Source organism: Paraburkholderia domus (assembly GCF_905220705.1).
GTDB classification, from domain to species: domain Bacteria; phylum Pseudomonadota; class Gammaproteobacteria; order Burkholderiales; family Burkholderiaceae; genus Paraburkholderia; species Paraburkholderia domus.
This window is the reverse complement of the sequence record NZ_CAJNAT010000001.1, coordinates 656,386-681,339: the sequence shown is the minus strand read 5'-3', so window position 1 is coordinate 681,339 and position 24,954 is coordinate 656,386. Positions and strand designations below refer to the sequence as shown.

The 24,954-nt window shown below is 60.5% G+C and carries 19 protein-coding genes; 8 read left to right on the top strand and 11 right to left on the bottom strand.

The annotated features are described in order from the left end of the window. Nucleotides 1–426 precede the first annotated feature (426 nt). The 3 genes from KHO31_RS02890 to KHO31_RS39090 form a co-directional block, all read right to left on the bottom strand. On the bottom strand, nucleotides 427–876 hold the full coding sequence (locus KHO31_RS02890; protein WP_211622667.1) for a hypothetical protein: 450 nt from the start codon (nucleotides 874–876) through the stop codon (nucleotides 427–429). A 168-nt stretch (nucleotides 877–1,044) separates the two neighbouring features. After that, nucleotides 1,045–1,920: an HAD domain-containing protein gene (locus tag KHO31_RS02885; RefSeq protein WP_236071055.1), complete on the bottom strand. Its 876-nt coding sequence runs from the start codon at nucleotides 1,918–1,920 to the stop codon at nucleotides 1,045–1,047. 245 nt (nucleotides 1,921–2,165) lie between these two features. Next, nucleotides 2,166–2,306 carry a hypothetical protein gene (locus tag KHO31_RS39090; RefSeq protein WP_236071053.1) on the bottom strand — a complete coding sequence of 47 codons (141 nt, stop codon included), beginning with the start codon at nucleotides 2,304–2,306 and terminating at the stop codon, nucleotides 2,166–2,168. A gap of 906 nt (nucleotides 2,307–3,212) precedes the next feature. Between KHO31_RS39090 and KHO31_RS02875 the strand changes: the two genes are divergently transcribed. After that, nucleotides 3,213–3,512, top strand: coding sequence for a helix-turn-helix domain-containing protein (locus tag KHO31_RS02875; RefSeq protein WP_236071051.1), 300 nt, complete (start codon nucleotides 3,213–3,215; stop codon nucleotides 3,510–3,512). An 807-nt stretch (nucleotides 3,513–4,319) separates the two neighbouring features. Here KHO31_RS02875 and KHO31_RS02870 read toward each other — a convergent pair. From KHO31_RS02870 to KHO31_RS02860, 3 genes are all read right to left on the bottom strand, one after another. Then, complete coding sequence (locus KHO31_RS02870) at nucleotides 4,320–6,077, bottom strand: retron Ec67 family RNA-directed DNA polymerase/endonuclease (RefSeq protein ID WP_111934882.1); 1,758 nt, start codon at nucleotides 6,075–6,077, stop codon at nucleotides 4,320–4,322. Between the two features lie 642 nt (nucleotides 6,078–6,719). After that, the gene (locus KHO31_RS02865; RefSeq protein WP_211622665.1) at nucleotides 6,720–7,103 is read right to left on the bottom strand and encodes a DUF427 domain-containing protein; all 384 of its coding nucleotides are present in this window, start codon (nucleotides 7,101–7,103) and stop codon (nucleotides 6,720–6,722) included. Between the two features lie 332 nt (nucleotides 7,104–7,435). After that, on the bottom strand, nucleotides 7,436–9,016 hold the full coding sequence (locus tag KHO31_RS02860) for an acid phosphatase (RefSeq protein ID WP_201084597.1): 1,581 nt from the start codon (nucleotides 9,014–9,016) through the stop codon (nucleotides 7,436–7,438). A gap of 215 nt (nucleotides 9,017–9,231) precedes the next feature. Between KHO31_RS02860 and KHO31_RS02855 the strand changes: the two genes are divergently transcribed. Then, nucleotides 9,232–10,725, top strand: coding sequence for a cytochrome-c peroxidase (locus KHO31_RS02855; protein ID WP_211622663.1), 1,494 nt, complete (start codon nucleotides 9,232–9,234; stop codon nucleotides 10,723–10,725). Nucleotides 10,726–10,781: 56 nt separating this feature from the next. Here KHO31_RS02855 and KHO31_RS02850 read toward each other — a convergent pair whose 3' ends face one another. Next, nucleotides 10,782–11,021 carry a hypothetical protein gene (locus tag KHO31_RS02850; RefSeq protein WP_201069983.1) on the bottom strand — a complete coding sequence of 80 codons (240 nt, stop codon included), beginning with the start codon at nucleotides 11,019–11,021 and terminating at the stop codon, nucleotides 10,782–10,784. 280 nt (nucleotides 11,022–11,301) lie between these two features. Here KHO31_RS02850 and KHO31_RS02845 point away from each other — a divergent pair, with 280 nt between their 5' ends. Beyond that, on the top strand, nucleotides 11,302–11,691 hold the full coding sequence (locus KHO31_RS02845; protein WP_201069980.1) for an RT0821/Lpp0805 family surface protein: 390 nt from the start codon (nucleotides 11,302–11,304) through the stop codon (nucleotides 11,689–11,691). A gap of 82 nt (nucleotides 11,692–11,773) precedes the next feature. Next, nucleotides 11,774–12,223 (top strand): NUDIX hydrolase, encoded by a 450-nt coding sequence (locus tag KHO31_RS02840; RefSeq protein ID WP_201069977.1) that lies wholly within the window; start codon nucleotides 11,774–11,776, stop codon nucleotides 12,221–12,223. A 45-nt stretch (nucleotides 12,224–12,268) separates the two neighbouring features. Here the strand turns inward: KHO31_RS02840 and KHO31_RS02835 are convergent, their stop codons facing one another. Together KHO31_RS02835 and KHO31_RS02830 are read right to left on the bottom strand one after the other, a co-directional pair. Beyond that, the gene (locus KHO31_RS02835) at nucleotides 12,269–13,276 is read right to left on the bottom strand and encodes a transporter substrate-binding domain-containing protein (RefSeq protein ID WP_407945916.1); all 1,008 of its coding nucleotides are present in this window, start codon (nucleotides 13,274–13,276) and stop codon (nucleotides 12,269–12,271) included. Between the two features lie 142 nt (nucleotides 13,277–13,418). Then, nucleotides 13,419–15,128: a glutamine--tRNA ligase/YqeY domain fusion protein gene (locus tag KHO31_RS02830; RefSeq protein ID WP_201069973.1), complete on the bottom strand. Its 1,710-nt coding sequence runs from the start codon at nucleotides 15,126–15,128 to the stop codon at nucleotides 13,419–13,421. Between the two features lie 491 nt (nucleotides 15,129–15,619). Here KHO31_RS02830 and ggt point away from each other — a divergent pair, with 491 nt between their 5' ends. Both ggt and KHO31_RS02820 read left to right on the top strand, forming a co-directional pair. After that, the gene (gene ggt / locus KHO31_RS02825; protein ID WP_211622661.1) at nucleotides 15,620–17,374 is read left to right on the top strand and encodes a gamma-glutamyltransferase; all 1,755 of its coding nucleotides are present in this window, start codon (nucleotides 15,620–15,622) and stop codon (nucleotides 17,372–17,374) included. 143 nt (nucleotides 17,375–17,517) lie between these two features. Further along, entirely contained in the window at nucleotides 17,518–18,072 is a 555-nt protein-coding gene (locus KHO31_RS02820; RefSeq protein WP_211622659.1) for an RBBP9/YdeN family alpha/beta hydrolase, read from the top strand. Between the two features lie 50 nt (nucleotides 18,073–18,122). Here KHO31_RS02820 and KHO31_RS02815 read toward each other — a convergent pair whose 3' ends face one another. Continuing rightward, nucleotides 18,123–19,343 carry a CaiB/BaiF CoA transferase family protein gene (locus tag KHO31_RS02815; protein WP_211622657.1) on the bottom strand — a complete coding sequence of 407 codons (1,221 nt, stop codon included), beginning with the start codon at nucleotides 19,341–19,343 and terminating at the stop codon, nucleotides 18,123–18,125. Nucleotides 19,344–19,761: 418 nt separating this feature from the next. On the opposite strand from KHO31_RS02815, the gene alaS reads away from it, so the two are divergent. Continuing rightward, nucleotides 19,762–22,386: an alanine--tRNA ligase gene (gene alaS / locus KHO31_RS02810; protein WP_201069961.1), complete on the top strand. Its 2,625-nt coding sequence runs from the start codon at nucleotides 19,762–19,764 to the stop codon at nucleotides 22,384–22,386. A gap of 124 nt (nucleotides 22,387–22,510) precedes the next feature. Here the strand turns inward: alaS and KHO31_RS02805 are convergent, their stop codons facing one another. Then, nucleotides 22,511–23,419, bottom strand: coding sequence for a LysR family transcriptional regulator (locus KHO31_RS02805; RefSeq protein ID WP_201069958.1), 909 nt, complete (start codon nucleotides 23,417–23,419; stop codon nucleotides 22,511–22,513). Nucleotides 23,420–23,537: 118 nt separating this feature from the next. Here KHO31_RS02805 and KHO31_RS02800 point away from each other — a divergent pair, with 118 nt between their 5' ends. Beyond that, on the top strand, nucleotides 23,538–24,923 hold the full coding sequence (locus KHO31_RS02800; protein WP_201069955.1) for a YbfB/YjiJ family MFS transporter: 1,386 nt from the start codon (nucleotides 23,538–23,540) through the stop codon (nucleotides 24,921–24,923). Nucleotides 24,924–24,954 lie beyond the last annotated feature (31 nt).

Genomic DNA, 24,954 nt, shown 5'->3' with positions numbered 1-24,954 from the left:
TGAAACCACGTGATACCGCAAGGGACAGATAGCAACAGGGGCCGTTGTCCGACGCCTGCCGACAATAACCAGCTTCTTTCAGGCCGCGAGGTACGGACTACATTTCATTCTGGAGATGAGCGACAGACCCGTTCGACATAGACATATTCCCCGTTCTAAAGGGTGGGCAGGGACGCCAGCCTTGCCACGCCGAAATTCATCAAGCTTGGACGCGAGCATCGATAGGCTCCCGCTCGCAGCGAGCCGGGCATTGCAGCAGAGGACACTGTCATGGATGGAGGCCCCAGGTGCGAAAAAACGCAACTTCTCGGACGATGCCTGAAGCAGCGTCTCTTCAGTGCGACCCAGCACTGCTTTGAACATACGTTCGATGGGTCGCGATGGCAGCGCGAGAAATCTAGCAAGCCTTGGACGTCATTGACGCCACTATCTGCCGCCATCCAAAAAATCGCGCCAATCCCAAGCGTAAGCACAGTCCATGGGCTCCGGGTCCTCGTCAATAAACGGGCGTGTCGAAAACTCGATGCGCTTTTTGAACAGGCTTCGCGCAGGCTCCGGTATCTCCCGGAAGCGCACATAAGTGGTGTTATCGGAGGTGTGAACGGGAACATCAAGCTGTTGTGGGCGTGGAGGTAGTTCCTCCTTCCCAGTCAGCGCGACTGCAACTGCGCGAGCTATCAGGTCCCATATGGTCGAAGCGCAGCGTGGGTAGTCGTGCAGTGTCGCAGCGCCTATTTTTCCCTGCACGTCTTCGTGCAGTTCGACCTTGTAGTCCGCGAGCGCGCCATTCTTAACTCGGCCAATCTTTGCTGTTGCCAAGACTCGGCTACCGCTCTCGCGGCCGCCCGGCCACAATTCGACTGTTACTCTCAGCATGTGTAGCGCCTCCGTCACGTGTGTAGGTTGAAGCTCGAAACTCGAACAATGGACGTCCGAAGTCGAGCATTAGCAGCTGAAGAAGTTCGCACGTCTCGATAACTGCCTTCGTGCGTTCATATGCGATGGTCACGGGACATGTTCGGTATGTGTTAGCGGCGTATGGATTCATCCATGTGGTGCGGAATGCACTTCGGTAAGCCACAGCGCGATGCGCTGCAACGCATTGCTGTCGCCGATGCCACGAGACGAGTCGAGCAGAAGGATGTGGTCCACGAGTTCGCCGGGCTCACGACCGAACTGTGCCGCGCCGAATACTGCGTCGTCGATGGCGAGCCAGTGCCTAAGTCGCTTTCCATAGACGTAGCTGCTGACGACATAAGTACGCTCGGTGCCGTCCAGCACATAGCTGAACCGGGGTTTGATATCCCGGGTGGTCCCGACGACGCGTCGGCGCAGTTCCGGTGGCAGGTACTCGATGACGCGCTCCACTGGCAAGCGTCGCACCCATGACGTCGTGAGCACGATTTCTACATCGGGATAGGGCTCCAGAAGCTCGGCGAGCAGGGGGGCGAATTCCAGTAGCGGTCGACCGGTGTCGAGCGTTATTTCATCGTCCTCGCCGATATACGCATGGCCCACGTGCAGCGTGCCGTCAAAGTCGACGAAAAGCGTCGGAGTGGTGCAGTCAAGAACGAGGGCAGCCGGTACAGGTCGTTCTCTGGAAGGATAGCGCCGCTCCATTACTTCATACCAGTTGACGGTATGCCCGACCGCCGCGAGAGCGTCGCTGGCATCATCGCGCTGCATGATAAGCATCTCCTGGCCGAACCCAGCGAGAACCTTGAACAGGGCTTCGGTAGCAGCCGACTTCCCATCTTCGATGCGGCTCAATTCGGCGACGTCGATATCGACGATTTCAGCAGCATCGAGGAGGCTCAGTTCGCAATGCAGCCTACAACTCCGAATTAGGCGGCCAAGCGTCGGTAGGTCTGACGCCAGTGGGCTGAGTGAAGAGGGCGGCGGGGATGATGCTAGGTTCATGGTAGCGGATGGTGAGGTGGGAAAGGTGCAGCAATTCCACAAACGGTTACCAATTCAGTAACGCGCGGAGGCAAACGATAAGCCAACGCGATTCATCTTCTGAGACCCATCCCTTGCATGCGATTGCGGCGCGCACGCGCGAGGGTGACGTCTTGACTTTGTTCCGGATGAGCCGACGCATCCTTCAGTGCCTTTGGCACAAGTTGGTGCGCGAGGTCCTCGAAGATGCTCCAACGCTCCTCGCGTTAAATGGCCGTTTGCCCAGCGACGTACTTGCCTTCGGACATAACGGCACAGACTTTGGGCTGCGCGCCAGCGACGATGCCGGGGGGTTCGTCACGCGGAAAATCATCGGGGACGTTAGCCGGCTGTGTGGTGGTTTGCATTGCTGGTCCAAATGACACGGGTGTCGAGCGTCAGCCCTAGCTCGACGAACCGGGTGATATCGCACAATCGGATTCGACGGCGGGGTCGACACACTTGTCGCAATAGACGCGATGCCAATAAACATCTCGGAGCGTGCCTGGGTTGCCGCAGCTCTCACATACGCACCGAGCAGTCGCCACAGCGATTTCGACGCTCGCCGAAATGCGCGTCCAGACATCGGGCGGACACATGTACCCATTCAAGACGACGAGTTTGAGTTCGCCTGCGACCTGCGAGATGTCAGTGCAAACGGGAAGCGTCGGGTAGGGGACGCGGCCGGACAGAAGTGCTCTATCCATGTCCGCGATTTTCTCGGGAGACTGGAGTTGCTCGCGCCACAATGCGCGTAGCTCAAATTCAACGTCACGCGCCAGCACTTCAATGATTGGATACCAACCAACGCCGCACTGAATTCCGAAGTGCGAGATGTTCGCCGGGTACGACTCTGGATGATGCATCGCGCGAAAGAAGAGGGGGAAACGCGAAAACAGCTCTCTCTGTTCGCCGTTCATCATCCACAAGCGGGGCCGGGGGTGAAGTTCAGTGTCCACCGGTTCAACCAGTTTGACCTGTCGGCGCACCGCTGGCGAGTTCTCGACCGACCGTGTGCGACGCTGTGCTCGAGGAGCAGTCACTAAGAATCCTCCGTCATCCACCTGCGGCGGGACGAGCAAGTCCCTCGCGGTGAGCGATTGTGAAAGTGAAGTTAGCTGCCGACGCGTGACATTGACATTCGCCGTTAGCGCGGCATACGAACGGGCGGAGTGTAGCGGGAAAAATATGTAGTGTCGAGACTGCCAGTTTATAAACTGACAGTTTCAAAACTGTAGATTGTGCCGCTACAATAGTGGATGCTCCTGCCCCATATGGCAAAGAGCATTGACGCGCGGCAGGCGGAAACCCGTCGGCGAATCGCGAATAACCTTAGATTGTTCCGCGGTAAACAAGGCATGTCCCAAGAGCAACTTGCGGACCGTGCTGGATTGCACCGCACGCAAATCAGCGCAATCGAGCGTGGAAAGTCGAACGTCATGGTCGACACGCTTGTGGCATTGGCTGTTGTGCTAGAGGTCGAAGAAATCGAGTTGTTTGCTGAGCGCGATGAAGTGCCAATGCGGCTCAAGGGTGGGCGGAAGAAGAAAGCGGTTGAGCCCGCGGGCGAGTAGGCGCGGGTGGTGCGGGTGGTCTTTGCGAACGCGACACTGTCGACGACATGCAGTTGCGGGTCGGAGTGCATTCCGCATATACAGACGCACATTCAACGTCTCGCTATCGGCATAAAGCTGTCTTTGAGCGGTCCTCCGTCAAACCCCTGTGATTCACCCAGTATGCACAACTCTGCTGCCCACACCACAAGGGTGTGGACAGCTGCCCTTTGGGCAGTGCCAGAGTTGCACACACTCGAACGTCGGACGCGCCGGCTGTGCCGACTTGCCCATTTGCAACGAAAAAATTGCAAACCCGACGTCGTTGGTCTTCAACTGACACAGAGCGATGTCCGTCCGTAAAATGCCGGCTGCTTACTTTTATTGTGAGGACGATGAGCTTGCGGAGTTGGTACTCTCGCGGCCACGCTTGTCACGCACGGCACGAAAGGAAATCAGAGCGTTGATTTCGTCGGTTCAGTAGGCTGCAGAACTTTTGCAGATAGGCGCCGGAAACGGGCTAGACGGAAGCTCGTGGCAGCCAACGGCTCTCGGCGGAACAATGTGCCTATCAAGTGAGCATCTGGCGAAACGTATCGGGTTATCACGCGGCGCTCGAAGTAATAATGAAGCGAAGGGAGCGCGCCTGCAAGTTATCAGCGGCTCGAACGTCTCGTGGCGGCATAATTCGATGACGGCAACGTGTTTGTTCCGACGGAGCGAGTCTCATCTCATTATGTCGCCACAGAAAAGCATCGGTCCGCTGGAAAATGATGGAACGGTGCGGTCGAACCCATCGTGACTGGCGGTCTTCGGGCGAGTGCTGGCTTATGGTTTAGCGGCGTGTGCCGTTAGCACTGCGACCAGACGTTCCAGGATAGGATGGAATCCGCTAAAGTCGATTGTCTTCTGCCCCTTCTTTACGATATATTCAGCAAAATAATGCTTGCCGTACTCCGTTGCCGAGTCAAAACCATCCTTTCCACTGAAGACTTTCGTGCCGAGCTTCGTCTTCAGAAGAGTGGGGTCGAAGAAGTCTTCGATAGTCGTTGATTTTCCACTCAGCCGTGGAATGGCGACGACATAGAAATTGTCGGCTATGTGATAGAACGGCTCACTACCGTCGACCGGAGATTTTCTTTTTGTTGCAGTTTTGACGCTGGAAAATATTTTCGCCGTGCCTTCATCGTTATCAATAAGCAAAATTACGGGATTTCTCTTTTCTTTGCTTTTAAATCCTTTAAATTCACTACCATAGTTTCCAATGAACGTCTGGAAGTCACCGGTGCCGCCCCCCAGGTGTAAGATTCGGTCGGCCACCTTTGTGTAGTTGAAGAAGTTGAGCAACAGTTTATTTTCCGAAGCGGTTTTTGAAACAAGCTGTGGATACGTGTCAGCGAGCTGACGCAACGCACACTTGATATAAACGTTGTCCGTCTTTCCCTCGCATATAACGAACGGAAGCTCGGGATTAAAAAACTGCGTGTACTGCAGATAGCGGCGGTATGTGCGGGACGCGCCGTCCATGTCTTTCAATTCTACTCGCGGGATTCGTTGCTCCCGTTTATCCTTTTTTTCCATCGCAAGTTTCTTCTGTGGAAAAACTCGCACACTGTCAATGAAGCTTAGCATGCCGCGAAGTTGCACTTTGTTACCGGCTACTTCTTCGACCACCCATGCACCAGCGTCGTTCCGATATGATTTTCGGAGCGTAAATTGTCCTGTTTTGACAAACGAATTAACCATTGCCCGAACGTCCCTTACGTATTCGCTCGGAACATTCAATTTTTTGTTGACGACGACCCCCGTCACATCTTGCCGAAACCTATGAAATTGCATTCTCGTTTTACTATGGTTAAGTTCAAAACGAGAGTCCTTTATGATTTTCAGCAAGGACTTGCCAGCAATCCATTCATTGGAATCGCTAACTCGCGTGGCAATCGACTCTGGAAACTCTTTTCTGTTTGTCGAAAATGTCAGGTCATCGGCGTATCGCGAATAGTAACAATCATGGCGTGCGGCTAGCTGAGCCATCCGTACGTCAAGAATATGCGCAATGAGATTCGATATGGCGGGTGAGCATGGACTACCCTGCGGCAGAACTTTGTTATGACATGCAATCTGCGCCAATATTCGCGCGACAACCGGGTCCAGCTTGAAGTGTCGGTTCTTTGCAAAAAAACCTGAAACACGCCCGAAATGGACTGTGCCAAAGAAATTATGCAGGTCGACATTAAATACATATCTCTTCCCACGATGCACGGTTGCGTTCGTCAGGATTGAGTGATTTTTACGGAAACCATGGGAAAATCTATTTTTCCCGCCACGCTCAACTTCGATTTCTTCGGCGCAGGCTCCCAGCAACGTGGAAACACGTGCCTGGAGCAGTTTCAGTGATTTGACCGGCGCGCTGATAATGCGAGTGCCACCGCTCCGCTTGGGAATTGGAAAGTCCACATACTTGTATGCATCGCCTATACCATACACAACATAGGCGAGACCTTTTGGCTCATATCCCAACAACCTAGCAAGGCCGTGAAGCGACGTCTGAGCGCGCAGTTGCGCGATATGAGTGGGATTTTTCATTCGGTATAAGAAGATGGGTGTCTGCGGACACTCTTTGGCAACGTATCATCAGCGAGATAGCCGCTACGATATGCGAGGGCAGCGCCTTCGCGCATTACTTCCATTTATCGCGAATCGCGATAACAAATCTGTCCGCAGACAGCGCGAAACATATCATGTTCAGGGCTCTCGCGAAAGACCAGCACTGCTGATAGGCCTAAGCACGATGCAGAGTTAGCCACCGTAACCGTTGAACCGTCCGAGATATTCGGCCTAGCTGAATCAAGGCTATCCGTCACCGAATCTGGAGAACGTTCATCCTTCGCTGCGGAAGGTTAAGTACTCGATTCTCGAGTGACGCGCCTTCGTTAAAACGCTCCGACCCCTGTTGATAACTCTAAGGCCGGCTCCCCCCGCACCCCCCTGAGGCAACGAGAAATATACGCTTGACAACCTAAATGCAAACCAACGGTACACATGCACCGAGGTGCATATTTAAGTTTGAGAGATAAGTAGTTGAAAGCACAGTATTCTTGTCGCGCTGAACGGATGGGGAGGGGCCGGGAAAAACCATAAGGGTTCGAGTCCCTCCTGCCGTACCAACTCTTCAATTGCCTGGCGTCGTGCTTCGAAGCCTCACCGCTGCGATGCGCGGCTGGCCGTTTACGCTGCCGGTTCCACGTCGATGGAATCGACCCGGTTCGGATAGAACGCCAGATGCTGAGCGATCTCTTTCACGGGCGCGTAGGGCGACTCGTAGGTCCAGACCGCGTTCACGGCCCGCTCGCCGCCAATCGGAATGCTGTAGTACGCGCAATCTCCCTTGTACGGGCAATAGGTTGAGTGATCGGTGCGTTCCAGCAGCGTCATCTCGACATCATTGCGCGGAATGTAATACACGGGCGGATACGACGCCTCACGCAGCGCCAGCGCGTTGCGTGTATCTGCGATCACGCGGCCGGCTACCGTGACCACCACGCGGGCTTTTTCCGGCTCGACCGTGATCGGATGATCAGGGCCGGGGACCTTGATGGTTTTTTCAGTCATGCTGTCGAACTCCTGGATGAGTAGGCAAGCCTGCAACACGCCGCTAAGGGCTTCGAGCCGTCATCGGCGAGAATGATGTTCGCGTCCTGCGTCGAAGCATACGCCGGTCATGAAAACGCGTTGGGTCACTGTCTGGGTCTTTCGCGAGTTTCTTGCGTCGTCGGCTAGTGCGCGCGACGAAAACAAAAAAGGGCAGCCGAAGCTGCCCCGTCAAAGTCCTGCCATTCGGCGGACTGTTGCTTACCGACATTCTCTGCCTGCAGGTCGCGGACTGCTCAACGTTGCTCGCTCAATTGCTGAACGCTCGTCGCGGTCCGCTCATCGCGGATCGTCTACTGCTTGATGTTCAGCGCAGCCGTCAAATCGCCCATCGGTTTGCTGCCGTTGCTGACCAGAGCAGCATCACGCGTGGCGATGCCCGGCAGCGTCGGCAGCGAGAAGCGATGCGTGATGAAGCGCAGGATCGACGTCGTGTCGTACTGCGTGTGATCGACGAAACCCTTCTTCGCGTACGGCGAGATGATCAGCGCCGGAATCCGCGTACCCGGACCCCAACGGTCGGCCTTCGGGGGCGCCACGTGATCCCAGAAGCCGCCGTTTTCGTCGTACGTGACGACTACCAGCATGTTGTTCCACTGCGGGCTTTTCTGCAGATGCGAGATCACGTCGGCAATGTGCTGATCGCCCGAGGCGACGTCGGTGTAACCCGGGTGCTCGTTCAGGTTGCCCTGCGGCTTGTAGAACGACACTTGCGGCAGCGTACCGGCATCGATCGCCTTGATGAACTCGGAGCCCGCCATACCGCCGTCGAGCAAATGCTGCGAGCGGTTCGCCGAGCCCGGTGCGAGATCGGCGAAGTAGTTGAACGGCTGATGATGCGGCTGGAAGTTCGGCGCCGTCAGGTTCGCGCCGTAGATCACGTTCGACGTGCCGTTTTGCGCTGCCGACACTGCCGCGCCCCACGCGCCGCCGTACCATGCCCACGACACCTTCGCGTTGTTCAGCAGATCACCGATGTGCTGTTGCGTCTGTGCCGGCAGCGTGGTGGCCGCGCTCGGATCGGCGAGGGTGGCGTCGCCGCCCGAAGCCGCCTTGTTGCCGCTCGGCTGATACGGCGGCTGCATCGTGTTGATCGCGTAGAAGTCAGGCGTCAGGTTGCCCGAGAGCACGTATTTCGGTGGACCGCTCAGTGCCGAAGCCGGCGAGTTGGTTGTCACCTTCAGCGTGACGCCATCGTTTTCCACCGCCGAGATCGAGCCGGCTGCCGGGCTCTTGTCCGCATTCGGATAGGTCGGCGTGCACGCGCAAACCAGCCACTGGTGATTCAGGAACGAGCCGCCGAATGAACCCATGAAGAAGTTGTCGGCCAGGGTGTATTGCTGGGCGATCTTCCACAGCGGCAGCTTGTCCGCATTGAGTGTGTAGTGACCCATGACGAGGCCGCCGGAATCCGCCCACGCGGCGAACTTGTCGTTCTTGCCGCCATTGATCTGCATCTGGTTTTCATAGAAGCGGTGATACAGGTCGCGCGTGGTGGCCGTAATCGGCGTGTTGAAACCCTTCGGGTCGTCGATGGCGAACGGGCTGTTCGGCAGGTTGGCCGTCATTGCTTGCGTCACTACCGGCGTTACGCCGGTTTGCGTCAGACCGTTCCACACTTGCGGCAGCGTCGCGAGCGGCGCGCCGTTGCGGTCGACCTGCGTGGCGCTCGCGGCCGTCACGTTCTGCAGACCGTTGGCGCCCGGGAAGTTGCCATACAGATTGTCGAAGCTGCGATTCTCCGCGTAGATCACCACGACCGTCTTGATCGAGGTGATGTCCGGTTGCTGGGTGATATTGTCGCCGCCGCACGCATACAGGCTCAACGCTGCTGCGATCGCGATAGGCGTCGCGCAGATCAGTTTTTTGTTCATTTAGTGTGTGTTCTCTCTCTCGCGTTGGGGATGGGCCGCGTGCATTGCTTACACGGATGGCCGCGAGCGAAAGTTTGAACAAGGTATTTGACAGAAAGATGTAATTAATTACGAATTGCTTGTGATTCGATATTTTCGTCGGCTGTATGTCATTTAAACGACATGCCGATGAAATACGCTCGCGGACTTCGATATCACAAACTCACATCATTCATATGCGGCCTGGTCTCGCGGGGATTCGGAAAGCGGCGGTTCAGCCTCGGGCGCGGCGGCGCGCGGGGCCGGCAGGAATCGGCGCAGTGTTGGTGGTGGCGCTCGCGGCAATGACCATGACCCTGGCAGCCTGCGATGCAGGCTCCCCGACAGCGGAGCCTGCGGCAGAAGCGGGCGCCAAAGCGGATCGGGGCGCCAAGGCGCAAGTGAATAGCAGCGCGGATGTGAACGCCAAGGCCAATGCGGGCGCCGAGGCGCAGGCGAATGCGTCGCCTGCGTCCGGACCTATGACGGCCTCTGCGATGAAAGTGGCCGCACATGAAACCGGCCAGACCCGCGCGCAAGTCTACGAATCCGTGCGGCAGATGTCGGCGCTGGGCAAGCAACTGTTCTTTGATGCGTCGCTGTCCGGCTCGGGCAAGCTGGCTTGCGCGTCATGCCACAGTCCCGACCACGGCTTTTCGCCGGCGAATTCGCTGTCGGTACAACTGGGCGGCAACGACATGCACCGCACCGGCATGCGCGCGGCGCCGACGCTCAAGTACCTGCAATCGGTGCCGGCGTTCGCCGAGCACTATCACGAGTCGGACGACGAAGGCGATGAAAGCGTGGATGCGGGGCCGACCGGTGGCTTGACATGGGACGGCCGGGTCGACCGCGGCTCGGATCAGGCGCGCATTCCGCTGCTGTCGTCGTTCGAAATGGGCAGCACGCCTGCGAAGGTCACAGCGGCGGTGACGGCGGCGCCGTATGCCGACGCTTTCCGCGCGGCATTCGGCGAACATATTTTCGACAGCGACGACGCCACCTTCAAAGCCGTACTGCAAGCGCTGGAAACTTTCGAGCAGACGCCCGAGCTTTTCTATCCCTACACCAGCAAGTACGACGCGTATCTGGCCGGCAAAGCGCAATTGACCAAGGCCGAGCTACACGGTCTGCAAGTCTTCAACGACGAAAAGAAGGGCAATTGCGCGAGCTGCCACATCAGCCAGCGCACCATGGACGGCGCGCCGCCGCAGTTCAGCGACTTCGCTCTGATTGCGATCGGCGTGCCGCGCAACCGCGCGCTGGCGGTGAATCGCGATCCGCATTTCTACGACCTCGGCGCATGCGGGCCGGAGCGTACCGATCTGAAGGGCCGCGCCGAGTTTTGCGGCATCTTCCGTACGCCGACGCTGCGCAACGTCGCGTTGAAGAAGAGTTTCTTCCACAACGGCATTTATCATTCGCTTGATCAGGTGGTGCGCTTTTATGTGCAACGCGACACGAATCCGGAAAAGTTCTATCCGGTCTCGAAGGGCAAAGTGCAGAAGTTCGACGATTTGCCGCAGCGTTACTGGGCCAATCTGAATACCGAGCCGCCGTTCGATCGCAAGCCGGGTGACAAGCCGGCGCTCGATGAGGCTGAAATCAAGGATCTGGTGGCGTTCTTGAATACGCTCACGGATGGATACAAAGCGGGAAATAAGCCGGGAAATGGTGCGGCCGCGAATTGATCGCCGGGCGATGACTGCGATGCCGGTTGAGACGGCCTGTATCGCCGCGGCTGTGGTCAGCTACCTGTGCCGGTAAGGATGTAGTAGCAAGCGGCCAGCAGCAGTGCGAACGACATCAGGAGGCATGCAATGCCGACGCGTGTCAGCAGATTTGGCCAGCGTGCACGGGGGAGGCTGTCCATTTGCACGATGCGTCGCGCAAGGCCAGGATCGCGGCTGATCGCGAACGGCATGAGCGCGATGCAAAAGATCGCGAGCGCGATGGAGACGGTTTCGAGAGCAAACGAGATGTCCATAAGGAATCGTTGGAAGCTTGATCAGCGCAGCAGCGCAACAGGCCTATCTTAAGAAGACGTTTCATAAGAAGATATGAGACTCGTCCTAAAAATCTAGGCAGCCGTCATGCAGGGTCATTCCCGATAGGCGGGATCGGACACTGCGGGCTGCTGTGGGTCGCTGCGAGGTCGCATCCAGGCGGCCACCTCGAGGGCGACATGCTATGCTTTTGGGGTCCAGATCACGAGCCGCCGTGAGCGCGCTCGAGACCGCCGAATTACTCTTCGAGGAGAACCCTTCATGTCGATGCGAACCCGTGCCCTGTTTCACCTGACCGTCGGTGGCCTCCTGCTTGGCGGCGCCATCGGCGCGCAAGCGGCGAACCTCGGTTTTCTGAACGACACGCCGATCACGTATATGAAGCAACGCGATATCGATTCGATCAAAAGCGCCGTTTTGACGGCCTTGAACGACAAGCAGGACGGCGAAAGCGCGAACTGGGTCAACGAAGGCACCGGCAACAGCGTCAAGATCGACGCGACGATCACCATCGCCAACACCGCGAAGGACGGCGAGCGCACCTGCCGCGACGTCGGTGTCGTGCTGAATGCGAAAGGACAGTCGATGAGCCTGCGTCCGCAGTTCTGCAAACAGGGCAGCGGCAACTGGCAATTGCAGAAAAAGCACTGAGCGTGCGGGCAGGTATGACGAGGTGCGCAGGCCTGGTGCCGGCGCAGCCTGAAATCGTGCGTGCTTGCGGTGCGTTGCAGCGATGAGCGCGCGGGTCGTCTCGTGTGGTGTCGTACTGCTCGACCCCGACGGTCGGGTGCTGCTCGCGCACGCCACTGAAACGTCTCATTGGGACGTTCCGAAAGGGCACGGCGAAGAGGGCGAAGCGCCTCACGTCACGGCGTTGCGCGAGATGGTCGAGGAGACCGGCATCGTGATCGAGCCCGGGCGTCTGAAGGATCTCGGACTGTTCGTCTACCGGCGCGACAAGGATCTGCATCTGTTTGCGGCGCGCGCGACGGCCAATGAACTCGATCTGAGTTCGTGCACCTGCACCTCGCTGTTTCCGCGCCGCTCTGACGGCACGCTGATTCCCGAAATGGACGCATACCGCTGGGTCGCGCCGGACGAAGTCGAGCAGTACGCGAGCCGCAGTCTCACACGGCTCTTTCAGACCACGCTCTCGCTCGCGGATCTGCATCGAACACTATAGCGCTGGCGACACCGGCAACCGGACCCGCACGGCTGCCCGACACGTTCAGTCGAGCGCGCGGTCGTTCGGATGAGCGAACAGCGTGCGGTTCTGCTCCGACAGCGGAAAATTCAGATTGATGCCGTGCGGCGGAATCGGCTGCGTGAACCACTGGTTATACAGACGTTCCGCGTCTCCGGCAGTCTGGCCGCGCGCGATCACCCCGTTCACGAGCGTGCGGAACGGCTCGTCGCCCTTGCGAAACATGCAGGCGTAGACTTCGTAGCCGAGCGGCGTACCGGTCACCACGAAGTCTTCAGGGTGCGGGTCGGTCGCCTTGAAACCGTACACGATCGGCTCGTCCATCACGAAGGCCACCGCCCGGTCATCCTTGAGTGCGGCAAATGCATCCGGGTGATCGCGCACGCTCGTGATGCGCATGTTGAGATGCTTCTCGGTGTTCATGCGGCGCAGCAGGCGCTCGTCGGAGGTGCCCGCCGTCGTCACGACCGTCTTGCCGGCCAGGTCCGGAAAATCCGTGATGCCGCTGCTCTTGCGAGCGATCATGCGTACCGCGTACTGGAAGAAGCTGTTCGAAAAGGCGGCCACGTTTTCGCGTTCCACCGTATGCGTGGTCGAGCCGCATTCCAGATCGATCTGGTTGTTCAGCAACATCGGCGTACGGTTCGACGAGGTCACGGTGATCTCGTGGACCTTCAGTTGCGGCAGTCCAAGCGTTTTCTTGATTTCGTCGACGATCTGCAGCGCGATGGTCTGCGAGTAGCCGACCGTGCTCTTGCCGTCGAAGTACGAGAAGGGAATCGACGCTTCACGCACGCCGAGCACGACTACGCCGTCGTCGTGGATTTTCTTCAGTGTGCCGGTGAGTTCTTCCGCATGAGCGGGGCAGGCGAGCGACGCCGCGCCGAATGCGACCAACGCTATGAGTGTGCAACGCATGCTTTGTGCGACGCGTGCGGCGCGAATCATGCGCGTAGCAGGAACGGTAGGCGCATATCGCGCACCTGCTGCTGTGCCCCATGCACTCGCCCCGCGGCGGGCTGCAACTTTCATCGGGCCTCCCGGACTGACGCGTGCACGTATGCCGCGCTGTCATTGTCGATGGAACATGATGCAACGAAACGGCGTGCGTCCCACTCGCGAGATGCACGCCGTATTCAACTTCAGATGCGCTTCGCGCTGTAGCGTCTCCAGCTTACGCCGGCTTGCCCCAGCTGTCGCGCAAGCCGACGATGCGATTGAACACGGGCTTGCCCGGTTTCGAATCGACGCGGTCGGCGACGAAATAGCCATGGCGCTCGAACTGATAGCGCTGTTCCGGCAACGCGTCGCGCGCACCCGGTTCCAGATAGGCATTGACCACGCGCTTGGAATCCGGATTCAGCGCTTCAAGGAAGTCGCGGCCACCGGCGTCCGGTTGCGGTTCCTTGAACAGACGGTCGTAGATGCGTACTTCGGCCGGGCACGCGGCTGCCGCGCTGACCCAGTGAATGTTGCCCTTGACCTTATAGGTGTTCGCGCCTTCGGTGCCCGATTTGCTGTCCGGAAAGTAGTTGCAGTGGACTGCGACGATGTTGCCGTTTTCGTCTTTGTCCGCGCCGATGCATTCGATCACATAACCGTAGCGCAGGCGCACCTTGTTGCCCGGGAACAGACGAAAATAGCCCTTCGGCGGCGTTTCGTTGTAGTCATCGCGTTCGATCCACAGTTCGCGCGAGATCGGGAACTCCCGAACACCCATTTCCGGATGATGCGGATGGACCGGCGCATTGCACGGCTCGGTCACGCCTTCGGGAAAGTTGTCGATGATCAGCTTGACCGGATCGAGCACGGCAGCAGTGCGCGGCGCCTTCTCGTCCAGGTCGTCGCGCAGTGCGCCTTCGAACACGCTCATGTCGATCCATGAATCGACCTTGGTGACGCCAATGCGCTCGCAGAACAACTGGATTGCTTCCGGCGTGAAGCCGCGGCGGCGCACGCCGACGATGGTGGGCATACGCGGATCGTCCCAACCCTCGACATGGCCTTCGGTCACCAGTTGCAGCAGCTTGCGCTTGCTGGTGATGGCGTAGGTCAGGTTCAGGCGTGAAAACTCGATCTGTTGCGGCAGCGGACGCGTGAAAATCCCGGCTTCGGCCAGCTCATTCAGAATCCAGTCGTACAGCGGACGGTGGTCTTCGAACTCGAGCGTGCACAGCGAATGCGTGATGTTTTCCAACGCGTCCGAGATGCAGTGTGTGTAGTCGTACATCGGGTACACGCACCATGTGTCGCCGGTGCGGTAATGGTGCGCAAAGCGGATCCGGTAGATCACCGGGTCGCGCATGTTGAAGTTCGGCGACGACATGTCGATCTTCGCGCGCAGCACGTGCTCGCCTTCCTTGAACTCGCCGGCTTTCATGCGGCGGAACAGGTCGAGGTTTTCCTGCACGGAGCGGTCGCGGAAGCGCGACGGCGTGCCGACTTCGGAGGCCGAGCCGCGGTTCGCGCGCATTTCTTCGGCCGACTGGCTGTCCACATATGCTTTGCCGCGTTCGATCAGCAGTTCGGCGAATTCGTACAGCTTGTCGTAGTAATCGCTCGCGAAGTAGAGCTGTTCGTTGCCGTCTTTTTCCCATTCGAAACCGAGCCAGCGTACGGAGTCGATGATCGAGTCGACGTACTCGACGCTTTCCTTTTCCGGATTCGTATCGTCGAAGCGCAGATGGCACACGCCGCCGTAGCTGCGCGCCACACCGAAGTTCAGGCAGATGCTCTTGGCGTGACCGATGTGCAGGTAGCCGTTCGGCTCGGGCGGAAAGCGCGTTTCGACGCGCTGACCCCACTTGCCGTTACGGTTGTCTTCGTCAATGATGTTGCGGATGAAATTGGATGCCGCTGGCGCGTCGTTGCGTTCGGTATTCATGCGAGAAGGTGAAAGTCTGTCGGGGGCGCGCAATACGCCCACTTATCCGTCAATTCTACCTGACGAGTTCACTCGCGGCAGGCGAGTGCGGCGCGCAGCCAACGTTTGAGCGCTTTCGACCGATTTTTGGGGTCAGGCAGGATCCTGCAAGCTGCGTTTAAGGTGCTGTAACAGGAGGTAAAACGTTTTGTGGGCGCTTGCGCCGGCGACTTAGGATGCGGACGACGCGTTCCCCACCCGCCGCGCATGGTCAGCCTGTTCGCCTATTGATTTTTTCCGGCGCCATGCTGCGTCCGTGTAGCGCAAGCGAGGCAGCCATGCTGCCCGACCCGTGCCTCGCCCAGCCTGTTTCGGATTGCACTGCCTGCGCCTTGTCGTGCAGCCCGCCCCCAGCGCGGCCGCTTGCGCAGGCCGTCTCACCCATTGGGCCATCTTGCAGGGACGCTTTCCGTTCATGCAACATGGCGCTGTTAGTTCCCGGAGTTTCTCGGATGTCCGTCCCGTCGCATGACGCGCCTTGCGCGCCTTTCGCCTCTTTGTCTTTCGCCCGGATCGTGACGGCCACGGTTGTGTTCGCCGCGCTGGCCGGCAGCTTCGTCACGCCGGCTCCTGCGCTCGCGAAAACGCCCCCGCCAAAGGCCGTGCTGGATGCGTCGGCGGTGGCCGTGCCGGATCGCTACAGCGCGGACGCCGCGCAGCAGATCTTCGCCGCCGGCGGCAACGCCGTGGACGCCGCTGTCGCTATCGCCTTCACGCTGGCCGTGACCTGTCCGGATGCGGGGAATATCGGCGGCGGCGGGTTCATGACGGTGTTCATGGACGGCAAACCGTACTTTCTCGACTACCGCGAGCGCGCGCCGCAACAGGCGACCCGCGATATGTACCTCGACGATAAAGGCAACCTCGTACCCGGTATGAGCCTCGTCGGCCATCGCGCGGTGGCGGTGCCGGGCACCGTCGAGGGCATGTGGGAAGCGCAGCAGCGCTTCGGCAAGCTGAAATGGAAGCAGGTGCTGGCGCCCGCAATCCGTTACGCCACAGACGGCTTCAAGGTCGAGCCGTGGTTGCAGCAGCGCCACGACGCGGCCGCGAAGAATTTCGCCGGCAAGACCAACTTCGACGCCTACTTCTCGAACCTGAAGGCGGGCGTGATGGTCCGCCAGCCTGAACTCGCGCAAACCCTCTCGCGCATCGCCAGCGACGGCGGTCCTGAGTTCTACGAAGGCCGAACCGCTGATCTGATTGCCCAGCAGATGTACGGCCACGGGCTGGTCACGAAGCAGGACCTGATTCAATACAAGGCTGTTTGGCGCCAGCCGCTCGCCGCCGATTGGAACGGCTATAAGGTAGTGACCGCGCCGCCGCCGAGTTCGGGTGGCATCGGGCTGATCCAGATGCTGAAGATGAAAGCTGATCTGAAGCAGGCGTTCGATGGCCTCGAGCTGAATTCCGCGCCATATATCCATCTGATCGCGCAGATCGAAGACCGCGTGTTCGCCGATCGCCAGCAATACATCGGTGACCCCGATTCGTACAAGGTGCCGGTCGATAAACTGACCGATGACGCCTACCTCGCGCAGCGCGCCGATGAAGTGAAGCCCGACGAAGTGCCGGGTGCCACGCCCGTCAAAGGCGGCCTCGGCGACGCGCTGCCGGAAAAAGCGCAAACCACGCATTTCTCGGTGGTCGACAAATGGGGCAACGCCGTGTCGAATACCTACACGCTGAACGGGTCCTTCGGCTCCGGTGTGGTGGTGGACGGCGGTGGCTTCGTGCTCAACGATGCAATGGACGACTTCGTCACCAAGCCGAGCGTCGCCAGCCCGTCGGGTGCAACGGCGGACGACCTGAACACGGTGGCGCCGGGACGCCGGCCGCTTTCGTCAATGACGCCGACCATCCTGTTGAAGGACAACAAGGTGTCGCTCGTGATCGGCACGCCCGGCGGCTCGCGAATCCTTACGTCGATTTTCCAGGTCATGACCAACCTGTACGACTTCAATATGTCGCCTACCGACGCTTTGACCGCGATGCGATTCCATCATCAGTTGCTGCCGCCGAAGACGATTTATTTTGAGCCGTATCATCCGATCACGGGCGAGCTGGCTGACCAGTTGAAGGCTAAGGGCTACACGCTGGAAGGGCAGTCGTTCAACGGCGACGTGCAGATGATTCGCGTCGAAGGCGCAACGCCCGAACCGTCGGCCGATCCGCGCGGCGTGGGCGTGGGCCGCGTGATGCCTTGAAGCACGGCTGTTTCGGCCCGGTGAAGCGAACAATTGCGGAAGCGGGTTGGGCAAATGTATTGCAGAAGCGCACCCCAAAAAGCGCACCCAAAAAAACGCATTCGAAGGACGCACTTGAAAAACGAACTGCAGCGGGGAACGCAATGAGCGCACACAAACTAAACGTACTCGTGCTGCCGGGGTACCAGAATTCCGGCCCGGGGCACTGGCAGACGCGCTGGGAAACCCTCGACCCCGCCTTCCTGCGCGTGCAGATGCCGGACTGGGACTATGCGGCGCGTGACGCATGGTGCCGCACGCTCGACGCCGCGGTGACCGCAGCCGACTCGCCAGTGGTGTTCGCCGCGCACAGCCTTGGCTGCCTGACGACCGCCTTCTGGGCGTCGCAGTACGCGAACGCAGCCCAGCTTGCGAAGGTGGCGGGCGCGCTGCTGGTGGCGGTGCCCGATCCGTCCGAGGCACATTTTCCGCAGGATGCCAGCGGATTCGCGCCGGTGCCGCTTACGCGCTTGCCGTTTGCGAGCATCGTGGTGGCGAGCAGCGACGATCCATACGGCGGCGTGCCGTTCTCCCAGAAATGCGCGAGCGCGTGGGGCAGTCGCTGGATCGATATCGGACCGCGTGGCCACATCAATGCCGACAGCGGGCTCGGCGATTGGGACGAAGGGCGGCGCTGGCTGGCTTCGTTGGGCGAGTGAGCTGGCAGCGTCGCCGGCGTCACTGAAAACCGCCTTCGCCTCAGCCGGCCTCAAATCACCGACTGCTCCCGCAGCTTGGCAATCCGTGCTTCGTCATAACCGAGCACTTCGCGCAGGATGCTGTCCGTATGCTCGCCGAGCATTGGCGGATGGGCCAGCGCTTCAGGCGGCGTGCCGGTCATATTGATCGGATTGCGCACCAGTTTGACCGTGCCGCCCGATGGATGCGGCAGATCGACCTGCATGCCGCGCGCCACCACCTGCTCGTTCTCGAACACTTCGCCCAGATCGTTGATCGGCCCGCACGGTACACCGGCTGCTTCCAGCGCGGTAATCCATTGCTGCTTGCCCTGCAGGCGCACCATGTCGGCAAGGATCGGCACGAGAATGTCGCGGTGGCGCACGCGAGCCGGGTTGGTCGCGAATCGCTCGTCGCTGGCCAGTTCGGGGCAGCCGCCAGTTTCGACGAACTTGCGGAACTGGCCGTCGTTGCCGACCGCGACGATGATCCAGCCGTCGCTCGTCTGGAAGGTCTGGTAGGGCACGATGTTCGGATGCGCATTGCCCCAGCGCACCGGTGGCTGGCCGCTCGCCAGGTAGTTCGAATTCATGTTGGCCAGCATGGCCACCTGCACGTCGAGCAGCGCCATGTCGATGTACTGGCCTTCGCCCGTCCGGTCGCGATGCGTGAGCGCGGTGAGCACGGCGATGGTCGAATACATGCCGGTCATCAGGTCGGCGATCGCGACGCCGGCCTTTTGCGGGCCGCCGCCCGGCTGGCCGTCGCGCTCGCCGGTAATGCTCATGAAGCCGCCGATGCCTTGCACGATGAAGTCGTAACCGGCGCGCTGCGCGTATGGGCCGGTTTGCCCGAAGCCGGTCACCGAGCAGTAGATCAGATCGGGCTTCACTTCTTTGAGCGACGCGTAATCGAGACCGTACTTCTTCAACTGTCCGACTTTGTAGTTCTCCAGCACCACGTCGCTTTGCGCGGCCAGTTCGCGGATGATCTGCTGGCCTTCGGGTGACGCGATATCGACGGTGACCGAACGCTTGTTGCGGTTCGCGGCGAGGTAATAGGCGGCTTCGCGCGTGTCGGCGCCTTCCGGTGTTTTCAGGTACGGCGGCCCCCAGTGGCGGGTGTCGTCGCCGACTTCGGGTCGTTCGATCTTGATGACGTCGGCGCCGAAATCGGCTAGCGTCTGCGCGCACCAGGGTCCGGCGAGCACGCGTGTGAGATCCAGCACGCGGATATGACTGAGAGCGCCCATATTCTTCAATGTCTCCTTTGTCGACCGGAGTTAGCGCTTTAGCGCTTACTCCGGTCCCATGCAAAGCGGTCGACCGGAGTTAGCGCTTTAGCGCTTACTCCGGTCCCATGCAAGATTTGTGGTCGATAACGCGGCGCGCATGTCGCCGCGGATGGGGGCAATCTTAAGCGATTCCTGCGCCCCGGCGCAGTCAGCCGAACGTCATAGGACGCGCGGCGCGCCTTGCCGTGCCGCTCGCTACCCGGCCAAAGCCGGCCAAAGCCGGCCAAACCTGGCCGAATGGCTAGCGGGGCAGGGGCGCTGCCGCGCACGGGCGCCGATCCCGTATAATCAGTCGTTTAAGAAACAAACAGTTGGCGCATCCCCATGATGCCGCCGGTAACAGCCAGGGAACTGGCAAACCCGTCCCCCGCACGCTATGAAAGCCGCCGAAATCCGCGAGAAATTCCTCAAGTTCTTCGAATCGAAGGGCCATTCGATCGTTCGCTCGTCGAGCCTTGTGCCCGGCAACGACCCGACACTGCTCTTTACCAATTCGGGAATGGTGCAGTTCAAAGATGTGTTCCTCGGCGCGGAATCGCGTCCGTATTCGCGCGCCACGACCGCGCAGCGCAGCGTGCGCGCCGGCGGCAAGCATAACGATCTGGAAAACGTCGGCTACACCGCGCGTCACCACACGTTCTTCGAAATGCTGGGCAACTTCTCGTTCGGCGACTACTTCAAGCGCGATGCGATCCACTACGCGTGGGAGTTGCTGACGGGCGTGTACCAGTTGCCAAAAGACAAGCTGTGGGTCACCGTCTATCACGAAGACGACGAAGCGCACGACATCTGGGCGAAGGAAGTGGGCGTGCCGGTCGAGCGGATCATTCGCATCGGCGACAACAAGGGCGCGCGCTACGCGTCGGACAACTTCTGGCAAATGGCCGACGTCGGCCCGTGCGGCCCGTGCTCGGAAATCTTCTACGACCACGGCCCGGACGTCTGGGGCGGCCCTCCGGGGTCCCCTGAGGAAGACGGCGACCGCTACATCGAGATCTGGAATCTCGTGTTCATGCAGTTCAGCCGCGACGCGCAAGGCAACATGACGCCGCTGCCCAAGCAGTGCGTCGACACCGGCATGGGTCTGGAGCGTATCGCCGCCGTGCTGCAGCACGTGCACAGCAACTACGAGATCGACCTGTTCCAGGCGCTCATCAAGGCCGCCGGCCGCGAAACCGGCGTCGCCGATCTGACCAACAACTCGCTGAAGGTGATCGCCGATCACATCCGCGCGTGCTCGTTCCTGATCGTCGACGGCGTGATTCCGGGCAATGAAGGCCGTGGCTACGTGCTGCGCCGGATCGTGCGCCGCGCGATCCGCCATGGCTACAAGCTGGGCAAGAAGGGTTCGTTCTTCCACCGCATGGTGCCCGACCTCGTCGCGCAAATGGGCGAGGCCTATCCGGAGTTGAAAGACGCGGAGCAACGCGTGACCGACGTGCTGCGTCAGGAAGAAGAGCGCTTCTTCGAGACCATCGAGCATGGCATGTCGATTCTCGAAAGCGCGCTGGCCGATCTGGAAGCGAAGGGCGGCAAGACGCTCGACGGCGAACTCGCGTTCAAGCTGCACGACACCTACGGCTTCCCGCTCGATCTGACGGCGGACGTGTGCCGCGAGCGCGAAGTGACGGTCGACGAGTCCGCCTTCGACGAAGCGATGGCGCGTCAGCGCGAACAGGCTCGCGCGGCGGGCAAGTTCAAGATGGCACAGGGCCTCGAATACTCGGGCGCGAAGACCACGTTCCACGGTTATGAAGAAATCATCTTCGACGACGCGAAGGTGATCGCGCTGTATGTCGACGGTGCGTCGGTCAAGGAAGTCAGCAACGGCCAGCAGGCGGTTGTCGTGCTCGACCACACGCCGTTCTACGCGGAGTCGGGCGGTCAGGTCGGCGACCAGGGCGTGCTGGCTAACGCAAGCGTGCGCTTTGCGGTGACCGACACGCTGAAAGTGCAGGCGGACGTCGTCGGCCATCACGGCACGCTCGAGCAGGGCACGCTGAAAGTCGGCGACGTCGTGAAGGCGGAAATCGACGCGGTGCGTCGCGCCCGCACCGAGCGCAACCACTCGGCGACCCACCTGATGCACAAGGCACTGCGCGAAGTACTCGGCTCGCACGTGCAGCAGAAGGGCTCGCTGGTCGACGCGGACAAAACGCGCTTCGACTTCGCACACAACGCCCCGATGACCGACGAGCAGATCCGTCAAGTCGAAGCGATCGTCAACGCGGAAGTGCTGTCGAACGCGCCGGGCATCGTGCGCGTGATGCCGTTCGACGAAGCGGTGAAGGGCGGCGCGATGGCGCTGTTCGGCGAAAAGTATGGCGACGAAGTGCGCGTGCTCGACCTCGGTTTCTCGCGCGAGTTGTGCGGCGGTACGCACGTGCACCGCACGGGCGACATCGGTCTTTTCAAGATCGTGATGGAAGGCGGAGTGGCCGCCGGCATTCGTCGCGTGGAAGCGATCACGGGTGATAACGCCGTGCGCTTCGTGCAGGATCTCGACGCGCGGATCAATGCGGCTGCCGCTGTGTTGAAGGCGCAGCCGTCGGAACTGACGCAGCGCATCGTGCAGGTGCAGGACCAGGTGAAGTCGCTGGAGAAGGAACTGAGCGCATTGAAGTCGAAGATGGCTTCGAGCCAGGGCGATGAGCTTGCTGGTCAGGCAATCGAAGTGGCCGGCGTGCATGTGCTGGCTGCAACGCTCGAGGGCGCGGACGTGAAAACGCTGCGCGAGACGGTCGACAAGCTGAAGGACAAGCTGAAGAGCGCGGCGATCGTGCTGGCCTCGGTCGAAGGCGGCAAGGTGAGTCTGATTGCCGGTGTGACGGCGGACGCCAGCAAGAAGGTCAAGGCCGGTGAACTGGTCAACTTCGTTGCGCAGCAAGTCGGCGGCAAGGGCGGCGGGCGGCCGGACATGGCGCAAGCTGGTGGTACCGAACCGGCGAATCTGGCAGCGGCGCTTGCAGGCGTGAAGGGTTGGGTCGAAGCCCAGCTTTGATTCGGGATTGATTGGGCCACTCGGGGCGCTGACGGTTTTTGCGTCCTGTGTGGCCCGAGTTGCTTTTGGCCTTGCCCGTATCTTGCCGTGCATCAACCTGGCCGGGTGGCGGCGAGGCAAAGCATCAAGCAACGCCTACCGGCGCAACGGCAGGTAACACCGCATCCTCTCCCGACACGAGCGTTTGCCGCAGCGCATTGAGCGCGGACGAAAAATGCCCTCGACGCCAGACGAGAAGCGTCTCGATCCTGCCAATATCGGGAAGCTCATGAACCGCGATATTGCTCGTATCGGTTTGCAGATCGAGCACTGATCGCGGTGCCACGGCCACCCCTGCGCCGGCGGCGACACACGCTACGATTGCGTGATACGAACCGAGCTCTAAAACGCGAGCCGGCCTCACGCCATGCTCCAGATACCATTTCTCGATGTACGCCCGGTAAGCACACCCGCGCTCGAACGCGATCAGTGTCGACAAAGCAATATCCCGCACTTCGCGAATCGGCCGATGGCCTCGCGGCGACAGCATGACCAGCTCTTCGCGGAAAACCGGCACCGTCTCGAACAATTCGCCGAGCGCAGCGGGATCCAGCGGCGTCGCCACCAACGCCGCATCCACTTCGAATTCGCGAACCCGCTCGATCAGCTTGCCGGTCGTGCCGGTTTCGAGTTCCAGTGCGACATCCGGCCATTGCTGGTGATAACGCGCGAGCAAGCCAGGCAGACGCGTCGCCGCAACGCTTTCCATCGTGCCCAAACGCAGGCGTCCACTCGGGCGATCCTCGCGCACGGCGTGACGTGCCTCGTCGGCGAGCGCGAGCAGACGCTCCGCGTAGGGCAGCAGCGTCTCGCCCGCTGGGGTCAGAACGAGGCGCCGGCCATCGCGGATGAACAGGTCGGTGCCCAGTTGCTCCTCGAGCTGCTTGATGCGCGTTGTGACGTTCGATTGCACGCGATTGAGCTTGGCAGCGGCGCGCGTCACGCCGTTTTCCCGCACGACAGCGCGAAATATGGTCAAGGCGGCCAGATCCATGATTCTCTCCTGGCGATGGTTGGTATCCGAATTATTCATTTTTCGTGATCGAAAGGTCAAGCTAATATGGATTGAAGAAACCGGTGACTGCCGGCCCGATTCCATCTACCGTTTGCTTATGAACGATCTCGCTTCCAACGTGCACGACACCCCTGCCGGACATCATGCCGCCCGCCGCGCGGCGCTTGCCTGCATGGTCACCTTGGCCGTGGTGCTCGGTATCGGCCGGTTTGCGTTCACGCCGCTCTTGCCGCTGATGCTGCACGGCAGCGCCTTCGGTCAGCCGCAGATCGATATCCAGCACGGCGGCTGGCTCGCGTCGTTCAACTACGCGGGCTATTTCGTTGGTGCGCTCACCTGCGCGGCGTTGCGGGTCGAACCGGCGCGCATGGTGCGTGTGGGGCTTGTCGCGACGGTCTTGCTGACGCTGGCGATGGGCGTAACAAACCAATTCTGGGTGTGGGCCGTCGTGCGCTTTGTCGCCGGCGCGGTCAGCGCCTGGACCTTTGTGTTCGCCTCGCAGTGGGGCTTGCGGCGGCTCGCCGAACTCGGCGCGCACGGATGGGGCGGCGTGATCTACACGGGCCCGGGCGTGGGCATCGTCGGGACGGGCTTGCTGGTCAGCGCTGCAGGCGGCTACGGAGCGACGGCGGGTTGGATAGGCTTCGGGCTCATCTCGGCGGTGCTTTCGATGGTGGTTTGGCCCGTGTTCCGGGCCGTGACCCATACCGCATCAAGAGGCACGGCGCGCCCCGCGGTTGGGATAACGGCCACCGCTCGTCCTAGTCAGCGCTCGGCTGGCCAGCCCTCCGCAGTGCAACCCACCGGCCAGTCCTCTGCGAATCAGCCGGCCGCTAGCCCTCGTTCCGCCGCGAGCCAACGCCCCGGCGCCAGCCAACTCTCCCCCACACACCACCTCCCGCACCGCGCCGATGCCTTCTGGCTGATCCTGCTCTACGGCGTGCCCGGCTTCGGCTACATCATTACCGCGACCTTCCTGCCGGTGATCGCGCGCCATGCGCTGCCGGGCTCGTCCTGGCCCGACCTGTTCTGGCCGATGTTCGGCGCGGCCTTGATCGTCGGTGCGTTGCTCGCGGCGCGCCTGCCGGTACATTGGGACAACCGCACGCTGCTCGCCGGTTGCTATGTGCTGCAAGCGGCCGGTATTGCGCTCGGCATCGTCTGGCCGACGGCGGGTGGCTTTTCGCTCGGCAGCATCCTGATCGGTTTGCCATTTACGGCAATCACCCTGTTCGCGATGCGCGAAGCGCGGCGTCTGCGTGGCGACGAAGCGGCCGGTCTGATGGGCTATGCGACCGCCGCGTACGGTGTCGGCCAGATCGTCGGCCCGTTGGTGGCTGCGCCAATCGCCGGACACACCGGGTCTTTTTCGCCGGCGTTGTGGCTGGCGGCGGGCGCGTTGCTGGTGGGCGCGGTCGGCCTGACCATCGTCGCACGCATGCCGCGAGGCCGCGGCCGCATGCCCGATTGCGGCTGCAACTAGCAAACAAATAACTCACCGGCGCACTAAAATG